This window comes from Pseudomonas sp. (assembly GCF_036404235.1).
In the GTDB taxonomy this organism is placed as follows: domain Bacteria; phylum Pseudomonadota; class Gammaproteobacteria; order Pseudomonadales; family Pseudomonadaceae; genus Aquipseudomonas.
The window spans coordinates 1-17,806 of the sequence record NZ_DASWOT010000185.1; the positions used below are offsets into that span (position 1 = coordinate 1).

At 57.1% G+C, this 17,806-nt stretch carries 20 protein-coding genes and 1 tRNA gene; 14 read left to right on the plus strand and 7 right to left on the minus strand.

Going from position 1 to position 17,806, the window contains the following annotated elements:
- The 4 genes from VGC62_RS23010 to VGC62_RS23025 form a co-directional block, all read left to right on the plus strand.
- Positions 1-777, plus strand: a 777-nt coding sequence (locus tag VGC62_RS23010) for a DNA cytosine methyltransferase (protein WP_331189382.1), incomplete at its 5' end; no start/stop codon positions are given.
- Positions 774-1,742, plus strand: a complete 969-nt coding sequence (locus tag VGC62_RS23015) for a phosphoadenosine phosphosulfate reductase family protein (protein WP_331189383.1) — start codon at positions 774-776, stop codon at positions 1,740-1,742. The genes VGC62_RS23010 and VGC62_RS23015, both read left to right, overlap by 4 nt.
- A gap of 23 nt (positions 1,743-1,765) precedes the next feature.
- Entirely contained in the window at positions 1,766-2,002 is a 237-nt protein-coding gene (locus VGC62_RS23020; protein ID WP_331189412.1) for a DUF4224 domain-containing protein, read from the plus strand.
- Between the two features lie 4 nt (positions 2,003-2,006).
- Positions 2,007-3,071 carry a tyrosine-type recombinase/integrase gene (locus VGC62_RS23025; RefSeq protein ID WP_331189384.1) on the plus strand — a complete coding sequence of 355 codons (1,065 nt, stop codon included), beginning with the start codon at positions 2,007-2,009 and terminating at the stop codon, positions 3,069-3,071.
- A gap of 125 nt (positions 3,072-3,196) precedes the next feature.
- On the opposite strand, the gene VGC62_RS23030 is transcribed toward VGC62_RS23025, so the two are convergent.
- Positions 3,197-3,287, minus strand: a tRNA-Ser gene (locus VGC62_RS23030).
- 141 nt (positions 3,288-3,428) lie between these two features.
- On the opposite strand from VGC62_RS23030, the gene VGC62_RS23035 reads away from it, so the two are divergent.
- From VGC62_RS23035 to VGC62_RS23065, 7 genes are all read left to right on the plus strand, one after another.
- Positions 3,429-4,100: a Bax inhibitor-1/YccA family protein gene (locus VGC62_RS23035; RefSeq protein ID WP_331189385.1), complete on the plus strand. Its 672-nt coding sequence runs from the start codon at positions 3,429-3,431 to the stop codon at positions 4,098-4,100.
- Positions 4,101-4,216: 116 nt separating this feature from the next.
- Positions 4,217-4,609: a sulfurtransferase complex subunit TusD gene (gene tusD / locus VGC62_RS23040; protein ID WP_331189386.1), complete on the plus strand. Its 393-nt coding sequence runs from the start codon at positions 4,217-4,219 to the stop codon at positions 4,607-4,609.
- Between the two features lies 1 nt (position 4,610).
- The gene (tusC, locus tag VGC62_RS23045) at positions 4,611-4,973 is read left to right on the plus strand and encodes a sulfurtransferase complex subunit TusC (RefSeq protein ID WP_331189387.1); all 363 of its coding nucleotides are present in this window, start codon (positions 4,611-4,613) and stop codon (positions 4,971-4,973) included.
- Positions 4,973-5,272, plus strand: coding sequence for a sulfurtransferase complex subunit TusB (tusB, locus tag VGC62_RS23050; protein ID WP_331189388.1), 300 nt, complete (start codon positions 4,973-4,975; stop codon positions 5,270-5,272). The genes tusC and tusB overlap by 1 nt, the downstream gene beginning before the upstream one ends.
- Positions 5,269-5,604: a TusE/DsrC/DsvC family sulfur relay protein gene (locus VGC62_RS23055; protein ID WP_331189389.1), complete on the plus strand. Its 336-nt coding sequence runs from the start codon at positions 5,269-5,271 to the stop codon at positions 5,602-5,604. The genes tusB and VGC62_RS23055 overlap by 4 nt, the downstream gene beginning before the upstream one ends.
- Complete coding sequence (locus VGC62_RS23060) at positions 5,601-6,602, plus strand: glycosyl transferase family protein (RefSeq protein ID WP_331189390.1); 1,002 nt, start codon at positions 5,601-5,603, stop codon at positions 6,600-6,602. Before VGC62_RS23055 ends, VGC62_RS23060 begins: the two co-directional genes overlap by 4 nt.
- 95 nt (positions 6,603-6,697) lie before the next feature.
- Positions 6,698-7,699 (plus strand): glutathione S-transferase family protein, encoded by a 1,002-nt coding sequence (locus tag VGC62_RS23065; protein WP_331189391.1) that lies wholly within the window; start codon positions 6,698-6,700, stop codon positions 7,697-7,699.
- Between the two features lie 104 nt (positions 7,700-7,803).
- On the opposite strand, the gene cysG is transcribed toward VGC62_RS23065, so the two are convergent.
- The 6 genes from cysG to ftsK form a co-directional block, all read right to left on the minus strand.
- Positions 7,804-9,198 (minus strand): siroheme synthase CysG, encoded by a 1,395-nt coding sequence (gene cysG / locus VGC62_RS23070; RefSeq protein WP_331189392.1) that lies wholly within the window; start codon positions 9,196-9,198, stop codon positions 7,804-7,806.
- A complete protein-coding gene (gene serS, locus VGC62_RS23075) occupies positions 9,199-10,479 on the minus strand; it encodes a serine--tRNA ligase (RefSeq protein ID WP_331189393.1) in 1,281 nt (426 codons plus the stop codon).
- Positions 10,480-10,492: 13 nt separating this feature from the next.
- The gene (gene crcB / locus VGC62_RS23080; protein WP_331189394.1) at positions 10,493-10,870 is read right to left on the minus strand and encodes a fluoride efflux transporter CrcB; all 378 of its coding nucleotides are present in this window, start codon (positions 10,868-10,870) and stop codon (positions 10,493-10,495) included.
- Positions 10,870-12,192: a replication-associated recombination protein A gene (locus VGC62_RS23085; RefSeq protein WP_331189395.1), complete on the minus strand. Its 1,323-nt coding sequence runs from the start codon at positions 12,190-12,192 to the stop codon at positions 10,870-10,872. Before VGC62_RS23085 ends, crcB begins: the two co-directional genes overlap by 1 nt.
- Before the next feature lie 29 nt (positions 12,193-12,221).
- Positions 12,222-12,845, minus strand: coding sequence for an outer membrane lipoprotein chaperone LolA (gene lolA / locus VGC62_RS23090; RefSeq protein ID WP_331189396.1), 624 nt, complete (start codon positions 12,843-12,845; stop codon positions 12,222-12,224).
- Positions 12,846-12,923: 78 nt separating this feature from the next.
- The gene (ftsK, locus tag VGC62_RS23095; protein ID WP_331189397.1) at positions 12,924-15,329 is read right to left on the minus strand and encodes a DNA translocase FtsK; all 2,406 of its coding nucleotides are present in this window, start codon (positions 15,327-15,329) and stop codon (positions 12,924-12,926) included.
- Positions 15,330-15,937: 608 nt separating this feature from the next.
- Here ftsK and aat point away from each other — a divergent pair.
- From aat to infA, 3 genes are all read left to right on the plus strand, one after another.
- Positions 15,938-16,627, plus strand: coding sequence for a leucyl/phenylalanyl-tRNA--protein transferase (aat, locus tag VGC62_RS23100; protein ID WP_331189398.1), 690 nt, complete (start codon positions 15,938-15,940; stop codon positions 16,625-16,627).
- 47 nt (positions 16,628-16,674) lie between these two features.
- A complete protein-coding gene (locus VGC62_RS23105) occupies positions 16,675-17,382 on the plus strand; it encodes an arginyltransferase (protein ID WP_331189399.1) in 708 nt (235 codons plus the stop codon).
- 101 nt (positions 17,383-17,483) lie between these two features.
- Positions 17,484-17,702: a translation initiation factor IF-1 gene (infA, locus tag VGC62_RS23110; RefSeq protein WP_002553999.1), complete on the plus strand. Its 219-nt coding sequence runs from the start codon at positions 17,484-17,486 to the stop codon at positions 17,700-17,702.
- Positions 17,703-17,806 lie beyond the last annotated feature (104 nt).

Genomic DNA, 17,806 nt, shown 5'->3' on the forward strand with positions numbered 1-17,806 from the left:
CGTAGCCACGGAGTCAACGACATCTATGGTCCGATAGGTACCGTAACGGCGAGCGGCGGCGGCCAGTCCATCAGCGCTGCTGTGATGATTCAAGCCAATGGTGGATTCAACACCACGCACGCCAAGGACATCGAAGACCCGATGACCACCGTGACCAACACCGGTAGTCAGCAGCAACTGGTCACCGCAAGCCTGCTGCACTTACGCGGCAACTGTGACGCTCGTGCGGTCGCTGATCCGTTGCACACGATCAGCGCAGGCGGCACCCACCATGGCCTGATGACGGCATTCATGGAGCGCCAGTTCGGCGCCAGCATCGGCCAGAGTATCGACGAGCCCGCACCGACGGTCACAGCGGGTGGTGGCGGTAAGAGCTCATTGGTGAGTATGGAACTGTCGCCGGATGACGAAGCTGGAGCGCTCCGCGTTGCTGCGTTCCTGATCAGCTATTACGGCACCGAGAACATGAGCGGTTGCGACAAGCCAGCGCCAACGATCACCACCAAAGATCGCCTGGGCTTGGTGACGGTTATGGTGAAGGGCACGCCCTATGTGATCGTTGATATCCGTCTGCGAATGCTGCAACCGGCAGAGCTGTACCGGGCTCAAGGGTTCCCGCCCGATTACATCATCACGCACGGAGCAGATGGCAAACCATTCACCAAAACCAAGCAGGTCCACATGTGCGGTAACAGCGTCAGCCCGCCGCCGATGGCTGCGCTGGCTCGAGCGAATGATCCGTGGTGTGTTTCGAGTGCAATGAAGGAGGCCGCATGACCACTCACAACATCGTTAGCGTGAGCGGCGGCAAGGACAGCACAGCAACACTGCTGGTCGCCCTCGCTCTGGACACTACAAACCTGACGGCGGTGTTTGCCGACACTGGCAACGAGCATGAACAGACCTATCGCTATCTCGACTACCTGGAGGAAGCAACTGGCGTGGGCATTACCCGCGTGCGTGCTGATTTCACCCAGCGCATCGTAGGCAAGCGTCGGTTCATCGAAACAAAATGGCGCGAACAGGGCATCGCAGAATCCACAGTGTTGGCTGCCCTCGACGTGCTGCAACCTACCGGCAACCCGTTCCTTGATCTGTGCATCTGGAAATGCAGATTTCCCAGCCGAAAGGCGCAGTTCTGCACAATGGAACTGAAACGCGACCCCATGCTGGAGCAGGTCGTTGTCCCGTTGATGGGTACCGGCGATATGGTTCTCAGCTGGCAAGGGATTCGAGCAGATGAGTCACTCAACCGCCGCTATCTGCCCGAGTGTAACGAAGTGGGTGGCGGTTTATTCAACTACCGGCCGATCTTGAAGTGGGATATCCCTGCCGTGTTCGAGGCCCATAAATATATGGGTATCAAACCCAACCCGCTTTATTCCCAAGGTATGGGCCGCGTCGGCTGCATGCCTTGCATCAACTGCCGCAAAGATGAACTTCGCGAAATCGCCCTGCGGTTTCCAGAGGCCGTCGACCGGATCGACCGCTGGGAGCAACTCGTTCAAAAGGCAAGCAAGCGCGGTGCGGCTACATTCTTTGCTGGCTCCAAAGCCAAACACCCTAAAGGCTCAATCGCAGCCATGACAGCGCTCGAGGTCATGGAAATCGCGAGCATTCGCCAAGCGGTGGAGTGGTCCAAAACAGCCCGAGGCGGCATCCAGTACGACTTGATGATCGCAACCGATGCGACGGCCTGCAGTTCTGCATATGGGCTTTGCGATTCAGCGGAGGCGGCATGAATAGTGGACGCCTGACTAAAGCCGTGGAGGCGCATAGCGAGACGCTTGCCGAGGAGGACCTGATGGCGATAACCGGCTACGTGATCCCGTCCAGGCAGATTGCTTGGCTCGACCAGAACGGATGGAAATACGTGCTCACACGGGCCAGACGGCCTGTTGTGGGACGGGTGTATGCCCGGATGAAGCTGGCGGGCGTCAAGCCCTCATCTGAGAACGTCGCGGCCGAGGCCTGGACCTTAGATCTGTCGCGAGTGGGATGAACAGATGCGGATAAAGAAGGCGACAAACAGAGATCTGCCGCCGCGAATGATCAGGCGTGTACGTACGCTGAAAAGCGGTAAGCAGTGGGTAGGCTATTACTACGACGGGAGGGATGAGAACGGGAAGCGGGTTGAAGTTCCGCTCGGTGGTGACTTGGACATCGCAAAAGCAGAATGGGCGAAACTCGACTGCAAGCCTATACCGAAGAAGCTCTCGCTACTGGGCGAGGTCTTTGATCGGTACGAGCGCGAAATCATTCCAGGCAAAGGCATCAAGACGCAAAGCGACAATTACCTGTGCTTGAAGCAACTGCGCAAGGTGTTCACTGATGCACCTATCGATGCGGTGACCCCTCAGATCATTGCTCAATATCGGGATAGCAGATCCGCCAAAGTCAGAGGCAATCGCGAGATATCTCTGCTATCACACATCTACAACATCGCACGCGAGTGGGGTCTGACAGAAAATAACCCCGCCGCCGGCGTCCGTAAGAACAAGGAGGCGCCGAGAGACTTTTACGCGACCGAGGAAATATGGAATTCAGTTTACAGCGTTGCGGTGCTTGAGCTGAGGGACGCGATGGACTTGGCGTACCTTACAGGCCAGCGTCCGGCTGACGTGCTGTCGATGCGAGAGGCCGATGTGGTCGGTGAGTTTCTCCAGGTAGCCCAAGGTAAGACGTCGAAGAAACTACGCATACGCCTGACAGCCAACAACGAGCTTAACCAGTTGGGCGTCCTGATCGAGCGGCTTATAAAGCAGCGTCGTGTGCGCAACGTTCGAAACCCCTACCTGATCATCACCGATGATGGTCGTCAGGTGACCAAGCCGATGCTGCGCCTACGTTTTGACGATGCACGCAAGTACGCGGTGATCAATGCCAAAGAGAAACTGGACGAGACGCTTGCGGTAAGCATCCGCAAGTTTCAATTCCGGGACATCCGGCCCAAGGCAGCAAGCGAAATCTTGGATCTGGGCGATGCAAGTCGGCTTTTGGGGCATACCGACAAGCGTATAACCGAGCTTGTTTATCGACGCGTCGGAGAGATTGTGAAGCCAACTCGCTGAGGCAAAAACGGGGTAGTTGCGGAAACGATTGCAAATGATGCGGAAACGATTGCAATAAAACCAAAATAATCGTCAAACGCCAGAAACGACAAAGCCCTGAATAATCAGGGCCTTGTCGTGAATGTTGGCGGGAAACCAGGGATTCGAACCCTGGGAACGCTATTAACGTTCGCCGGTTTTCAAGACCGGTGCATTCAACCACTCTGCCAATTTCCCGTGTTCTGACCATGCCGGCCAGTGCGTTGCGGGCGCCATAATACCCGAATGAAACACGCTGTCAAACTCTCCGACTACCCTGTATCAGCACCTCTGTTATGATCTTTGCAACTTCACATTTCAACCATCAGGAGTAGCGCCATGCGCGAACAGGATTACGCAGTCAATAACCGCGTGCAGGTCGAGCAGCTAGAGGTTAGCCGCGTCCTGCGCAATACGTACGGCCTTTTGGCCCTGACCCTTGCTTTCAGTGGTGTCATGGCCTTCGTCGCTCAGCAAATGAACGTCCGTTATCCAAACGTGTTCGTAGTGCTGATCGGTTTTTACGGTCTGTTTTTCCTTACCAATAAACTTCGTGATTCGGCCTGGGGCATTGTTTCGGCCTTTGCCCTCACCGGCTTCATGGGTTTCATCCTTGGCCCGATCCTGAACCGCTACCTGGGCATGCAGGGCGGCGCTGAAGTCGTCAGCTCGGCATTTGCCATGACGGCTCTGGTATTCGGTGGTCTGTCGGCTTACGTACTGATCACCCGTAAAGACATGAGCTTCCTCGGTGGTTTCATCACCGCTGGCTTCTTCGTCCTGATGGGTGCGGTGCTGGTTAGCCTGTTCTTCCAGATCAGCGGCCTGCAACTGGCGATAAGTGCCGGTTTCGTATTGTTCTCCTCGGCCGCCATTCTGTTCCAGACCAGCGCCATCATCCAGGGCGGCGAACGTAACTACATCATGGCCACCATCAGCCTGTATGTCTCGATCTACAACCTGTTCATCAGTTTGTTGCAGATCTTCGGCATCATGAGTCGCAATGACTGATCACTGACCGCAGATCAACAAAAAGCCCGCTTCGGCGGGCTTTTTGCTGTCTCGTGATCGTGAATTCTTTATCATTGCGCCTATTCACCCTTGCCAGCACGTTGACAGAGCCGACCATGAAGTTCGCCATTGCCCTTTATTCCGCTGCCCACGCGCCCTCCTCGCGTCGAGCTCTGTTATTCGCCCAAGCCGTGCTGGCCAGTGGGCATGAGATCGTTCGGCTGTTTTTCTATCAGGACGGCGTCCATAGCGCTTCGGCCAATGTCGTGGCGCCGCAGGACGAGCAGGATATCTCCGCCCAATGGCGAGCGTTCGTGACACAACATCAACTCGATGCCGTAGTCTGCATCGCCGCCGCCCTGCGACGTGGCGTATTGAATGAAGACGAAGCCCAACGCTATGAGCGGCCAGCGGCCAATCTGCCTGCGCCGTGGGAGTTATCGGGACTGGGACAGTTGCATGATGCCGTGCAATCGGCTGACCGACTGATTTGCTTCGGAGGGCCTTGAGATGGCGAAATCGTTATTGATCATCAGCCGACAGGCGCCGTGGTCTGGTCTCAGCGCGCGTGAAGCACTGGACATCGTACTGGCCGGTGGCGCCTACGACTTACCCGTTGGCCTGCTGTTTCTTGATGACGGCGTGTTTCAGCTCGTGCCTGACCAAAGCGCCGGGCAATTGCAACAGAAAGACCTGACTGCCAACCTGAAGGCATTGGAGATATTCGGCGTGGAAGACCTCTTTGTCTGTGCTACCAGCTTGATGGAGCGAGGCATGCGCCCAAAGGACTTGAATGTCGACCCCATCGGATTGCTTGATGACAACGCAATCTCAGCACTCATTGACCGCTACGACCAAGTGATCACGATCTGATGTCCACTTTGCACGTTCTTTCTCACTCCCCGTTCACTGACACTCGGCTGACCAGCTGTCTACGCCTGCTCGGCCCCCAGGACGCCATCCTGCTCTGTGGCGACGCAACTTATGCCCTTCTGCCCTCCAGCGTACCGTTACATGCGCTGGAAGCCCGGATCGACGATCTAAAGTTGTTCGTACTGGAAGAGGACATCAAGGCCCGCAACCTCTCGGTGCCGAGTGGGGTGAACGCGGTGGATTACCCAGGATTCGTCGAACTGTCGATCCAGTTCGACAAGGTCAACACCTGGCTATGAAGCAGCTCATCGTTGACGGCCGCACGATCGCGCTGGACAAGGACGGTTACCTTGAAGACCTACACGACTGGTCAAATGCAGTCGCCGAGTCTCTGGCTATCGAAGAAGACATCGTCCTGACTCCCGAACACTGGGAAATCCTCGAATTACTGCGTGCGTTCTACGTCGAATTTCAGCTGTCGCCTGCCACCCGTCCACTGGTGAAATACGCGGCGTTGAAACTGGGCAAGGACAAAGGCAACAGCATGCACCTCAATCATCTGTTCAACGGCACTCCCGCCAAACTCGCCGCCAAGCTGGCGGGCCTGCCCAAGCCGACCAATTGCCTATGAACGCCCCCACAGCACTCGTCACCGAAACACCCGCCGAACACCCCTTTGCTCCCTTCGTGCGCATCCTTGGCAAGGGCAAACGCGGCGCGCGCAACATGACCCGCGCCGAAGCCCGTGAAGCCATGGGCATGGTGCTCGACGAAAAGGTCGAAGACACGCAACTCGGCGCCTTTCTGATGTTGTTGCGTCATAAAGAAGAAAGCGCCGAAGAGCTGGCCGGATTCACAGAGGCCGTGCGAGAGCGTCTTGACGCGCCACCGCTACAGGTCGATATCGATTGGCCGACCTACGCGGGCAAGAAACGTCATCTGCCCTGGTACCTTCTCGCGGCGAAATGCCTGTCGCAAAACGGTGTGCGGGTGCTGATGCACGGTGGCGGCGCGCACACTGCGGGGCGCCTCTACAGCGAGCAACTGCTGGAGTTACTGGGTATACCGTTGTGCCGAAACTGGCAGGCCGTCGGCGAGGCGCTCGAACAGCATCATCTGGCATTTATCCCGCTGGTTGACTGGGCGCCTCAACTACAACGCATGATCGACCTGCGAAACACCTTGGGACTGCGCTCGCCAATCCACTCATTGGCAAGAATCCTCAATCCGCTGGGCGCGCGCTGTGGCTTGCAGAGTATTTTTCACCCCGGTTATCAGGCCGTGCATCGCGACGCCAGTGGACTACTCGGCGACCACGCCATTGTGATCAAGGGCGATGGTGGCGAAGTCGAGATCAACCCAGACGCCGCCAGCCATCTCTATGGCACCACCGATGGGCAACCATGGGACGAGGAATGGCCAGCGCTGTCAGACCGGCGACACGTAAAACCGGCGATGCTCGATCCTTTGCAACTCGTCGCTTTATGGAAAGGTGAAGTGCAAGACAGTTATCCGCAGTTGGCGCTGATCTCGACCATTGCACTGGCGCTCAAAGGTCTGGGATTGAGCCGCGAACAGGCCTTCGAAAAGGCTGAGCAGTTCTGGGCGAACCGCAATACATCTATCTAGCCGATCATTACCCCCTATCCTTTGCGTTATTCCTTCGAACGAATCACTTTAAACTGCTCTCCAACGTACGCAGGTACAAAATTTTGGAGTCAGACATGGGCCTTCTCGTCGAAGGGCGCTGGCATGACCAGTGGTATGAAAGTGGCAAAGATGGGACATTTCAACGTGAGCAGGCCAAGCGCCGGAACTGGATCACTGCCGACGGCAGACCAGGGCCGTCGGGTGAAGGCGGTTTCAAGGCCCAGGCCGGTCGATATCACTTGTACGTCTCGCTGGCCTGCCCATGGGCGCACCGCACACTGATCTTTCGCAAGCTCAAAGGACTGGAAAGCCTGATCGACGTCTCCATCGTCAGTTGGCTAATGCGTGAAAATGGCTGGACCTTCGACATCGAGAACGGCGCCAGTGGCGACCCGCTAGATGGGCATGATTTTCTGTATCAACGCTACCTTGCAGACACCCCGGATTACACCGGCCGTGTGACGGTGCCGCTGCTATGGGACAAGAAACTGCAGCGTATCGTCAGCAACGAATCCGCCGAAATCATCCGCATGTTCAATTCGGCATTCGATGACTTGACCGGCAATCGCCTGGATCTGTACCCCGAAGCCTTGCAAATATCGATCGATCAGTTGAATGAACGCATTTATCCAGCGGTGAATAATGGCGTCTATCGCGCAGGTTTCGCCACGTCTCAAGGGGCTTATGAGCAGGCGTTTGACGATGTGTTTGCTGAGCTCGATGCATTGGAAACGCTGTTGGGGGAACAGCGCTATCTGACAGGTGAATACCTGACTGAAGCGGATATTCGACTGTTCACCACCATCGTTCGCTTCGATGCGGTCTATCACGGCCACTTCAAGTGCAACCTGCGGCGAATCATTGACTACCCAAACCTGAGCAACTGGCTACACGAACTGTATCAATGGCCGGGTGTAGCCGAGACAGTGGACTTCTACCACATCAAGCATCACTACTACGCCAGCCACAGCACCATCAACCCGACCGGCATTGTGCCCAAAGGGCCGAAGCAGGATTTGAATGCTGCCCATGATCGCGGGCGATTGAGCGGTCGAGGTATTTGGCTAAACGCTTAAGCCTGTAAGAACGAACTTGTTCGCGATGCGACCTCTTGGGTTCAACACCTGAAGCCGCCTCGCCAACAAGGTGGCGCTTACAGAGGCAAGCGCCACCGCGACAGTCAAACGCTCGCCTGAGCCCCTTCGAACCAAGCCAGCTTGTCCCTTAGCGTCACGACTTCGCCCACGATTACCAGCGTCGGGGCATGGACTTCATGCTCCGCCACCAGTTGTGGCAAATTCGCCAGCGTCCCGGTAAACACACGCTGATTGGCCGTCGTGCCTTGCTGGATCAGCGCCGCAGGCGTGTCTGCCGAGCGGCCGTGCTTGATCAGTTCGGCACAGATGATCGGCAAACCAATCAAGCCCATGTAGAACACCAGTGTTTGCGCCGGAGACACCAGATCATTCCACGGCAAATCCGTGGTGCCATCTTTCAAATGGCCGGTCACGAAGCGCACGGACTGTGCGTAATCGCGATGCGTCAGTGGAATCCCCGCGTAGGCCGCACAACCACTGGCCGCCGTGATGCCGGGCACCACCTGAAACGGAATACCGTGGGCTGCCAGCTCTTGAATCTCTTCGCCACCACGGCCGAAGATAAACGGATCGCCACCTTTCAATCTCAGGACACGCTTGCCTTGCTTGGCGAGCGTCACCAATTGCTGGTTGATCTGATCTTGCGGCAAAGCGTGATCGGCGCGCTGCTTGCCGACATACACCCGGTCTGCATCGCGCCGGCACAGTTCGAGAATCGCTGGCGCCACCAAGCGGTCGTACAGCACCACGTCGGCTTGCTGCATCAGGCGTAACGCTCTGAAAGTCAACAGGTCTGGGTCGCCTGGGCCCGCGCCCACAAGATAGACCTCACCCAGAGCGCTTGGCGCATCTCCGTCAATCTTCGCCTGTAGCAAACGCTCAGCTTCAGCGCCCTGCCCGGCCAGTTGCCGTTCAGCAATGGGCCCTTGAAATACGTCCTCCCAAAACGCCCGGCGCTGCTGGACGTTTGGAAACAGGTGCTTGATCTGATGACGAAAGCGCGCCGCCAGACCGGCAAGATGCCCGTAAGTTGGCGGAATCCAGGTTTCGATCTTGGCGCGAATCAACCGCGCCAGGACCGGCGCATCGCCGCCACTGGACACGGCGATCACCAATGGTGAACGGTCGACTATCGCCGGGAAAATCACACTGCACAAGGCAGGTGCATCCACCACATTGACCGGCACACAACGCTTGCGAGCATCGTGCGATACCTGCGCGTTGAGGGCTTCGTCGTCCGTAGCAGCGATGATGAGCTGGCAACCGTCCAGATCGGACTCGTGGTAACCACGCAGAATCTCCTCGCCACTGCTGCTGTCGATCAACTCGCGCAGCTCTGCTCCAATTTCGGGTGCAACCACTCTCAGGACAGCACCAGCGTCGGCCAGCAGACGAGATTTGCGCAGAGCAATCTCGCCGCCGCCAACGACCAGCACACGGCCGCCCCGAAGGTTATGGAACAGTGGCAGAAATTCCATTTAGCCGATGACCTCGATACCGCCCATCCAAGGTTTGAGCACCTCAGGTACGCGGATAGAGCCGTCAGCCTGCTGATAGTTTTCCAACACAGCCACCAAGGTACGGCCTACTGCCAGACCCGAGCCGTTCAGGGTGTGAACCAGTTCAGGCTTGCCGGTTTCCGGGTTGCGCCAGCGGGCCTGCATACGACGCGCCTGGAAATCACCACAGTTGGAGCACGAGGAAATCTCGCGGTACTTGTCCTGGCTCGGAATCCACACTTCCAGGTCGTAGGTCTTCACCGCACTGAAACCCATGTCGCCGGTACACAACGCCAGCACGCGATAAGGCAACTCAAGCAATTGCAGGACGCGCTCAGCGTTGGCGGTCAGGCCCTCCAGCGCTTGCATGGATGTTTGCGGCTCGACGATCTGTACCATCTCGACCTTGTCGAACTGATGTTGACGAATCATGCCACGGGTATCACGACCCGATGCGCCTGCCTCGCTACGGAAACACGGCGTGTGCGCGACAAACTTGATCGGCAGTTGTTTGGCATCGAGAATCTCGCCCGCAACGATATTGGTCAGCGACACTTCAGCGGTTGGGATCAAATAAAGATCCGCTTCGCCTTCGCGGGAGATCTTGAACAGGTCCTCTTCGAACTTGGGCAGTTGCCCAGTGCCTTGCAGCGCTGGCGCCTGCACCAGATAAGGGGTGTAAGCCTCTTCGTAACCATGTTCGGTGATGTGCAGGTTAAGCATGAACTGCGCCAGCGCACGGTGCAGTCGCGCTATCGGGCCGCGCAGCAAGGCAAAGCGGGCGCCCGACAATTTGGCGGCGGTTTCAAAGTCCAGCCAGCCGTACTTCTCGCCCAGAGCCACGTGATCCTTGACGTCGAAATCGAACGAAGTCGGCATGCCCCACTTGCGGACTTCGACGTTTTCTTCTTCATCCGCGCCGACCGGCACCGATTCGTGCGGCAGGTTTGGCATGCTCAGCAGCATGGCGTCGAGCTCGAACTGAATAGCGTCCAGCTCTTTCTTGCCCGTGCTCAGTTCTTCGGCCATACGGTCAATATCGGCCATCAGCGGCGCGATGTCTTCGCCGCGTTGCTTGGCCTGGCCAATGGATTTGGAACGCGCGTTACGCTCGGCCTGAAGCTGCTCGGTGCGGGTCTGCACCGTCTTGCGCTGATTTTCCAGCGCTTCGATGCGGGCCACGTCCAATGTGAAACCACGGGAAGCCAGGCGATCCGCTACGTCCTGAAGTTGGGTACGTAACAGTTTGGAATCGAGCATATCGTTCTCTCGTTTATAAAATTCGGGTCAAAGACAGGCCTGCCCACGTTGCAAGCAGCCCGCCGAGTACGCTGATCAACGCGTAGCCTATTGCCATTGGTGCCTGACCGCTTTCCAGCAGACGAATCGTGTCCAGTGAGAAGGACGAAAACGTCGTCAGGCCACCTAAAAAGCCCACCATCAATCCTGCGCGAAGCTCTATTGGCACTTCCGGACGAATCAGAAACAACCCGTAAAGCGCGCCGATCAACAGGCAGCCGACGATATTAACGGCGAGCGTCGCGGTATAAAAGTGACGTGGCCAGTTCGCCACCACCAGATTGCCGGTAGCGAAGCGCAATAATGTACCAGCCACGCCGCCAACGGACACAGCAAGAATCAATGGAATCATTATTTTCTCCGCTTGCGAGGGCTCGCGCGATCCAGAGCCGCCAAATGCTTGAGCTTTTCGCCGATCTTCAATTCGAGACCACGCGGGACAGGCTGATAGTACTGACGCGGCTCAAGCTCGTCAGGGAAATAATCTTCACCCGCAGCATAGGCATCGGGTTCGTCATGGGCATAACGATACTCTTCGCCATAACCCAGTTGTTTCATCAGCTTGGTGGGCGCATTGCGCAGATGCAGCGGGACTTCCAGCGAGCCGTGTTCGGTGGCTTCGCGCATCGCGGCCTTAAAACCCATGTACACCGCATTACTCTTGGGGGCACAAGCCAGATAGACAATGGCTTGAGCTACCGCCAGCTCGCCTTCAGGGCTACCAAGGCGCTCCTGAACATCCCACGCCGACATGCACAGCGGCAGCGCGCGCGGGTCGGCATTGCCAATGTCTTCACTGGCCATGCGCACCACGCGACGGGCCAGATACAGCGGGTCGCAACCGCCGTCGATCATCCGCGCAAACCAGTACAGCGCGGCATCGGGGTTGGAGCCGCGAATCGATTTGTGCAGCGCGGAAATCTGATCGTAAAACGCTTCGCCGCCCTTATCGAAACGGCGGCGGCTGTCACCCAACAGGCTCTGCAATAGCTCGACGTCAATCTCTGTACCGTCTTCAGCCAGATCGGATGCGTTTTCCAGCAGGTTGAGCAAGCGACGTCCATCACCGTCGGCGGCCGCCAGCAGAATCTTGAAATTCTCATCGCCGAGAGTCAGGTGACGCTTGCCCAAACCGCGCTCTTCGCTCAGCGCGCGGTCCACCAGCTTGCGCAAAGCCGCTTCGTCGAGACTCTTAAGCACGTAAACGCGCGCCCTGGACAGCAGCGCGTTATTCAGCTCGAAGGAGGGGTTTTCAGTGGTAGCGCCGATGAAGATCAGCGTACCGTCCTCGACATAAGGCAGAAACGCGTCCTGCTGCGATTTGTTGAAGCGGTGTACTTCGTCGACGAACAGAATGGTACGGCGCCCATATTGCCCAGCCTGCTGCTTGGCGATCTCGACTGCCTGACGGATTTCCTTGACCCCGGCCAGCACTGCCGAAACTGTTTCAAAATGCGCGTCCGAGACTTTCGCCAGCAAGCGCGCCAGTGTGGTTTTACCCACCCCTGGCGGCCCCCAGAAAATCATCGAATGCAGCACTCCTTGCTCCAGTGCCTCGCGCAGAGGCTTACCGGGAGCGAGCAAATGCTGCTGACCAACGTACTCGTCCAGATTGGTCGCGCGCAGGCGGGCGGCCAAGGGTTGAGCGATCGGTTCACTGCTGAATAGATCCATGGACGACGATAGGCCCTCTTCAGCCTGATTTATTCCTGAATGACGTCAGCGCCTTTCGGAATCTGGAACTGGAACTTGCTCGCCGCCACAGGCTCGTTAGCCTTGACGCCGGTGAACAGGATATTGGTGCGCTGGCCGACACTGTCGATCAACTGCATGTCGTTGATCACGCCGTTGCGAAACGACAGTCTAAGGCTGTCGAACAAAGTGTCCTTGGATTTGGGCTTGAGCACAAAGTCGATCACCCCGCCCGCTTCTTTCGCGGTGATGTCGAAGCTTTCGCTGATCTTCGACACGTCACCGGACAACAGCAGCGCGGGCGTCTGGGTCAGGCGCTGGTCCAGCGTTTTGATCGTGACCTGCTCCAAATCCGGGTCCCACAGCGAGACTTTCTTGCCATCGGAGACCATCAGTTGTTCTTGGGGCGCGTCGGTGTGCCAGTTGAACAGCCCCGGACGCTGCAAGGTCATTTCGCCCGACGTCTCCTGCAACTGAGTGCCGCCACCGTCGAGGGTCAACTGCGAGAAGCGTCCGGTTAGAGTCTTGGAGGTCTCAAGCAATTGAGTCAGGCGCGCTACATCCTTGCTATCGGCGTGAGCCGAAACAGCGGAAAAAGCCAGTGCAGATACCAACAACATGCGGATAAGACGCATGGGAGTCCTCATTGAATTCAGTTAATTGCTGATGGCGCATGTCGCGCCAGCAGGTCAATCGTGACGCGTTGGCGTCGATCAGTCACGCATCGGGGCTGGAGCAATCACTTCACGCGAGCCATTGGTGTTCATGGACGTCACGACACCCGCCATTTCCATGGCTTCAATCATGCGAGCGGCACGGTTGTAGCCGATCTTGAGCTTGCGCTGTACCGCAGAAATCGAGGCACGGCGGCTTTCGAGGACGAACTTGACCGCTTCGTCATACAGCGCATCACTCTCGCTGTCTTCGCCATCACCGCCGCTACCGCCGCCATCGAAGCCGCTACCCGGCTCTTCGACACCCGCAAGAATATCTTCGTTGTAATCCGGCGTACCGCGCAGCTTCCAGGCCTCTACCACACGATGAACCTCGTCATCGGAAACAAACGCACCGTGGACACGGATCGGCAGGCTGGTGCCAGGCGGCATGTAGAGCATGTCACCGTGGCCAAGCAATTGTTCGGCGCCACCCTGATCGATGATGGTCCGGGAATCGATTTTGCTCGATACCTGAAACGCCATGCGCGTTGGAATGTTGGCCTTGATCAGACCAGTGATCACGTCCACCGACGGACGCTGGGTCGCGAGGATCAGGTGAATACCGGCGGCACGGGCTTTCTGGGCAATACGCGCGATCAGCTCCTCAACCTTTTTGCCGACGATCATCATCATGTCGGCGAACTCATCGACGACCACGACGATGGTCGGCAGTTTGGTCAACAACGGTGCTTCGTCGTGAATGCTTTCGCGCTTGTACAGCGGATCGACCAGCGGCGTGCCGGCATCCTGCGCCTCTTTGACCTTATGATTGAAGCCCGAGAGGTTGCGCACGCCCATCTTCGCCATGAGCTTGTAGCGACGCTCCATCTCGGCCACCGACCAGCGCAATGCGTTGGCGGCGTCCTTCATGTCGGTGACTACCGGGCACAGCAGATGCGGGATGCCTTCGTAGATCGACAGCTCAAGCATTTTCGGGTCGATCATGATCAGCTTGGCATCTTCGGGGCCTGACTTGAACAGGATCGACAGGATCATTGCGTTCACACCGACCGACTTACCGGAACCGGTGGTACCGGCCACCAGCAGGTGAGGCATTTTTGCCAGGTCAGTGATGACCGGCTTACCACCGATGTCGTGACCAAGGGCCAAGGTGACTGGCGACTTGGCATCATCGTATTCCGGGGTCGACAGTACTTCGGAGAAACGTACGATCTGGCGGTCTTCGTTGGGAATCTCGATACCGACGGTGGTCTTTCCGGGAATCACTTCAACCACCCGCACACTGGTTACCGCCAGCGAGCGCGCCAGATCTTTCGCCAGGTTGGAAATACGGCTGACCTTGACGCCTGCTGCTGGCTGGATTTCGTAACGGGTAATCACCGGGCCCGGATGGATCGAGTCTACCGAGACTTCGACACCAAACTCCTTGAGCTTGATTTCCAGCAAATGGCCCACCGCTGCCAACGATTCGGGCGAGTAGTTGAGCTGTTTCTTTTCGGCGGGATCGAGAATCGAGATCGGCGGCAAGGTGCCTTCTACCGCGCTGTCGACGAACAACGGGGCTTGTTTTTCCTTCAGCACACGCTTGCTTGGCTCTGGCGCCTTGGCTGGCGCCGGCGCGATCACCGCTGGCACGTGCTTCTCGCGCTCTGCCATGTGCTTGCTCAACGCCTGCTCGCGTTCGATCAAGCGTTCCTTGGCCCTGGCCTGCTCACGACGATCTGGCGCTATCGGGGCGACCACCTCGTCGATTCGTGAATCAACTTCACGCAGTTGCGCCACCATCTGTTTACGTTCGGTACGCGCGCTCCACCAACGATTCATCGCCCCCTGAAACAGTTCGAACAGGTCGAGGGTGATCTTGCCGGTGGTGTCCATGACCTTGAACCAAGACAGATCGGTAAACACCGTCAAGCCGAACAGGAACAGCGCGATGAACAACAACGTGCTGCCCTGAATATTCAGCGCGCGCTTGGCCAGATCGCCCAGTACTTCACCCAGGACCCCGCCCGCAGAGCCCGGCAGGCCCGCAGCAGAATGAAAGTGAATATGGGCCAGCGCTGCGCCCGCAAGAATCAGGAACACCAGACCGATCATGCGCCAGGAAAACAGCCAACCGCTCCACTGCCACGGCTCATGCCGCTGACGGAACACCTGATAGGCCTTGACGGCCAACAATAACGGGAAGATGTAGGCAAAATAGCCCAGCACCATGAACAGTATATCGGCGGAGAATGCCCCCGCGCGGCCTGCCGCGTTCTGCACTTGAAGGGAACTGCTGGTATGACTCCAGCCAGGATCGGTCTGATCGTAGGTCAACAGGGCCATCATCAAGTACAGGCACAGCGCGCCAAAAGCGATCAGCGCACCTTCCTTGAGCCGGTAGTGCAAATGCTGCCGCCAAAGCGGAACGGGACTGGATGCTGCGGTGGATTTCTTCAAAACGCTTCAATTCCTGCGCGCTAGCGCGAACATCTGATGGTTGACTATGAACGACTGCATTGACGAAATGGTACTGACCGATCCCTGCCGGTCGCGAGAGCACAACAATGTTGAACACCCGCTCGACAGATGACTTGAAATGAGGTTAAACAACGTCGGACATTGTACGGGGTTGCACGCCGCATGCCACGTTAGGCTCTGTACGTAAAGTGGCTGCACTTGATCATGCTGCGTTAAAAACAGGCTCGTAATGTTCATTTAGGCCCCTAAAGTCGTGCGCGACCCCGGCCGTTGCCCGCCTGTTTTTGCCTTGCCTGATCTTCGCTCGCTGACTTTTCGTACAGCCCTAGTCTCGCTTGCGCAACGCATATGTTCAAGCGTAGGCGACAACGGGCAATTTGAGCACGCATTCTCTTTAGTGACAAAGGCTTATGACGTGTTTTTATCATCGCGACGCAACTGGCTTACGATTGCAACCTGCTTGCGCTTACTCCAGGCATCACAGGCAACCAAATCGCCATCATTTACGTCCGCGTGTGACCGCATTCCTGCCACAGAGTTGCAATACCGACTCCAACCACCCTCCCCTTTCGTAAAGTCTGGATGCCATGCTGACCTGGTTACAACGCGATAATCTCAGTTTCCCGCCCCTGGAAAAGGCCATGCGCGATCCCAATGGATTGCTTGCAGCAGGCGGTGACCTATCGGCCGACCGTCTGATTCAGGCCTATCGTCATGGCTGCTTTCCATGGTTTCAAGAAGGCCAGCCCATTCTTTGGTGGTCCCCTGACCCGCGCACTGTCTTGCTGCCAGACGAACTGCATGTATCCCGAAGCCTGGGCAAACTGCTGCGCCAACAGCGCTATCAAGTGACGTTCGATAAGGACTTCGCCGCCGTGATTCAGGCCTGCGCCGCACCCCGCGCCTATGCGGATGGCACCTGGATCACCGACTCGATGCAAGCCGCGTATGTGCAATTGCATCAGCGCGGATTGGCCCACAGTGTCGAAGTCTGGGACGCAGACGTCCTGGTCGGAGGGCTCTACGGGTTGGCGATGGGGCAATTGTTTTTTGGCGAGTCGATGTTTAGCCGCGCCGACAATGCATCCAAAGTCGGCTTTGCGACACTGGTCGCGCACCTGAAGGCGTGGGGTTTCGTCCTCATCGACTGCCAGATGCCGACCCAGCACCTGCAAAGCCTGGGCGCACGCTCGATCCCCCGCTCAACGTTCGCCGATTACCTTCGCCAACACCTTGACCTGACCAATTGCGCCGACTGGCTACCTAGGCGAGTTTGACTCGCCTGGCATACACTCTTACCTAAAGTTTTTCTCGAGGGTTGATCATGACCGAGCTGGCGCGGCTTAAGTTTTATGCCACTCAACCCCATTCCTGCAGCTACTTGCCCGAAGAGCAGGCGACCACGCTGTTTCTCGACCCCAGTCAGCCGATGGACGTTCAGGTCTATGCCGACCTGTCCGATATGGGCTTTCGTCGCAGTGGCGACCACCTTTACCGTCCGCATTGCCAAAATTGCAGTGCTTGCGTACCAGCACGCATCCCTGTGGGATTGTTCGAGCCGAACCGTCAGCAGAAGCGCATATTCAAACGCAATTCCGATATCGAAGTGATCAGCACCAAGCCACATTTCAGCGAAGAGTATTTCGACCTCTATAAGCGCTACATTGACCAGCGTCACGCCGACGGTGACATGTATCCACCCAGCCGCGATCAATTTTCGACCTTTCTGGTTCGCGACCTGCCTTTTTCACGTTTTTATGAATTTCGTGTTCAGGGACGCCTGCTCGCGGTGGCGGTTACCGATCTTCTGCCGAACGGTCTTTCCGCGGTTTATACCTTTTATGAACCCTCTGAAGAACGCCGCAGCCTGGGGCGTTACGCCATTCTCTGGCAGATCGCTGAAGCGGCCCGCCTGGAACTGCACGCGGTGTACCTGGGTTACTGGATAAAAAACTGCAAAAAGATGAATTACAAGACGCAATATCGGCCCATTGAGCTGCTTACGAACCAAAGATGGGTCACTCTTTACTGAAGCCCTTGGCTTAAACCTCAGTTTTCGGGCACAATGCAGCCCGCTTTTGCCTGGCTGCCAGTTGCACCGGGCCATTCATTGGATACCGAGGGCTTTACTGCATGTCGAAAGAAGACAGCTTCGAAATGGAAGGCACTGTCGTCGACACCCTGCCCAACACCATGTTCCGTGTGGAGTTGGAAAATGGGCACGTCGTAACCGCGCATATCTCCGGCAAGATGCGCAAGAACTACATTCGTATTCTTACCGGTGACAAGGTTCGTGTTGAGCTGACGCCCTACGACTTGAGCAAAGGGCGCATCACATACCGCGCCCGATAAACAGGTCTTAACAAAAACGCCCGGCATCTGCCGGGCGTTTTTGTTTGTGGCTGTTGGGAAAACCATCACAACTCCAAAAATTGCCCCTGCCTGATCAACGATCA

Coding starts and splice junctions, on each gene's coding strand:
- VGC62_RS23015 (WP_331189383.1), top strand. CDS start 774: ATGACCACTCACAACATCGTTAGCGTGAGCGGCGGCAAGGACAGCACA.
- VGC62_RS23025 (WP_331189384.1), top strand. CDS start 2,007: ATGCGGATAAAGAAGGCGACAAACAGAGATCTGCCGCCGCGAATGATC.
- VGC62_RS23035 (WP_331189385.1), top strand. CDS start 3,429: ATGCGCGAACAGGATTACGCAGTCAATAACCGCGTGCAGGTCGAGCAG.
- tusD (WP_331189386.1), top strand. CDS start 4,217: ATGAAGTTCGCCATTGCCCTTTATTCCGCTGCCCACGCGCCCTCCTCG.
- tusC (WP_331189387.1), top strand. CDS start 4,611: ATGGCGAAATCGTTATTGATCATCAGCCGACAGGCGCCGTGGTCTGGT.
- tusB (WP_331189388.1), top strand. CDS start 4,973: ATGTCCACTTTGCACGTTCTTTCTCACTCCCCGTTCACTGACACTCGG.
- VGC62_RS23055 (WP_331189389.1), top strand. CDS start 5,269: ATGAAGCAGCTCATCGTTGACGGCCGCACGATCGCGCTGGACAAGGAC.
- VGC62_RS23060 (WP_331189390.1), top strand. CDS start 5,601: ATGAACGCCCCCACAGCACTCGTCACCGAAACACCCGCCGAACACCCC.
- VGC62_RS23065 (WP_331189391.1), top strand. CDS start 6,698: ATGGGCCTTCTCGTCGAAGGGCGCTGGCATGACCAGTGGTATGAAAGT.
- cysG (WP_331189392.1), bottom strand. CDS start 9,198: ATGGAATTTCTGCCACTGTTCCATAACCTTCGGGGCGGCCGTGTGCTG.
- serS (WP_331189393.1), bottom strand. CDS start 10,479: ATGCTCGATTCCAAACTGTTACGTACCCAACTTCAGGACGTAGCGGAT.
- crcB (WP_331189394.1), bottom strand. CDS start 10,870: ATGATTCCATTGATTCTTGCTGTGTCCGTTGGCGGCGTGGCTGGTACA.
- VGC62_RS23085 (WP_331189395.1), bottom strand. CDS start 12,192: ATGGATCTATTCAGCAGTGAACCGATCGCTCAACCCTTGGCCGCCCGC.
- lolA (WP_331189396.1), bottom strand. CDS start 12,845: ATGCGTCTTATCCGCATGTTGTTGGTATCTGCACTGGCTTTTTCCGCT.
- aat (WP_331189398.1), top strand. CDS start 15,938: ATGCTGACCTGGTTACAACGCGATAATCTCAGTTTCCCGCCCCTGGAA.
- VGC62_RS23105 (WP_331189399.1), top strand. CDS start 16,675: ATGACCGAGCTGGCGCGGCTTAAGTTTTATGCCACTCAACCCCATTCC.
- infA (WP_002553999.1), top strand. CDS start 17,484: ATGTCGAAAGAAGACAGCTTCGAAATGGAAGGCACTGTCGTCGACACC.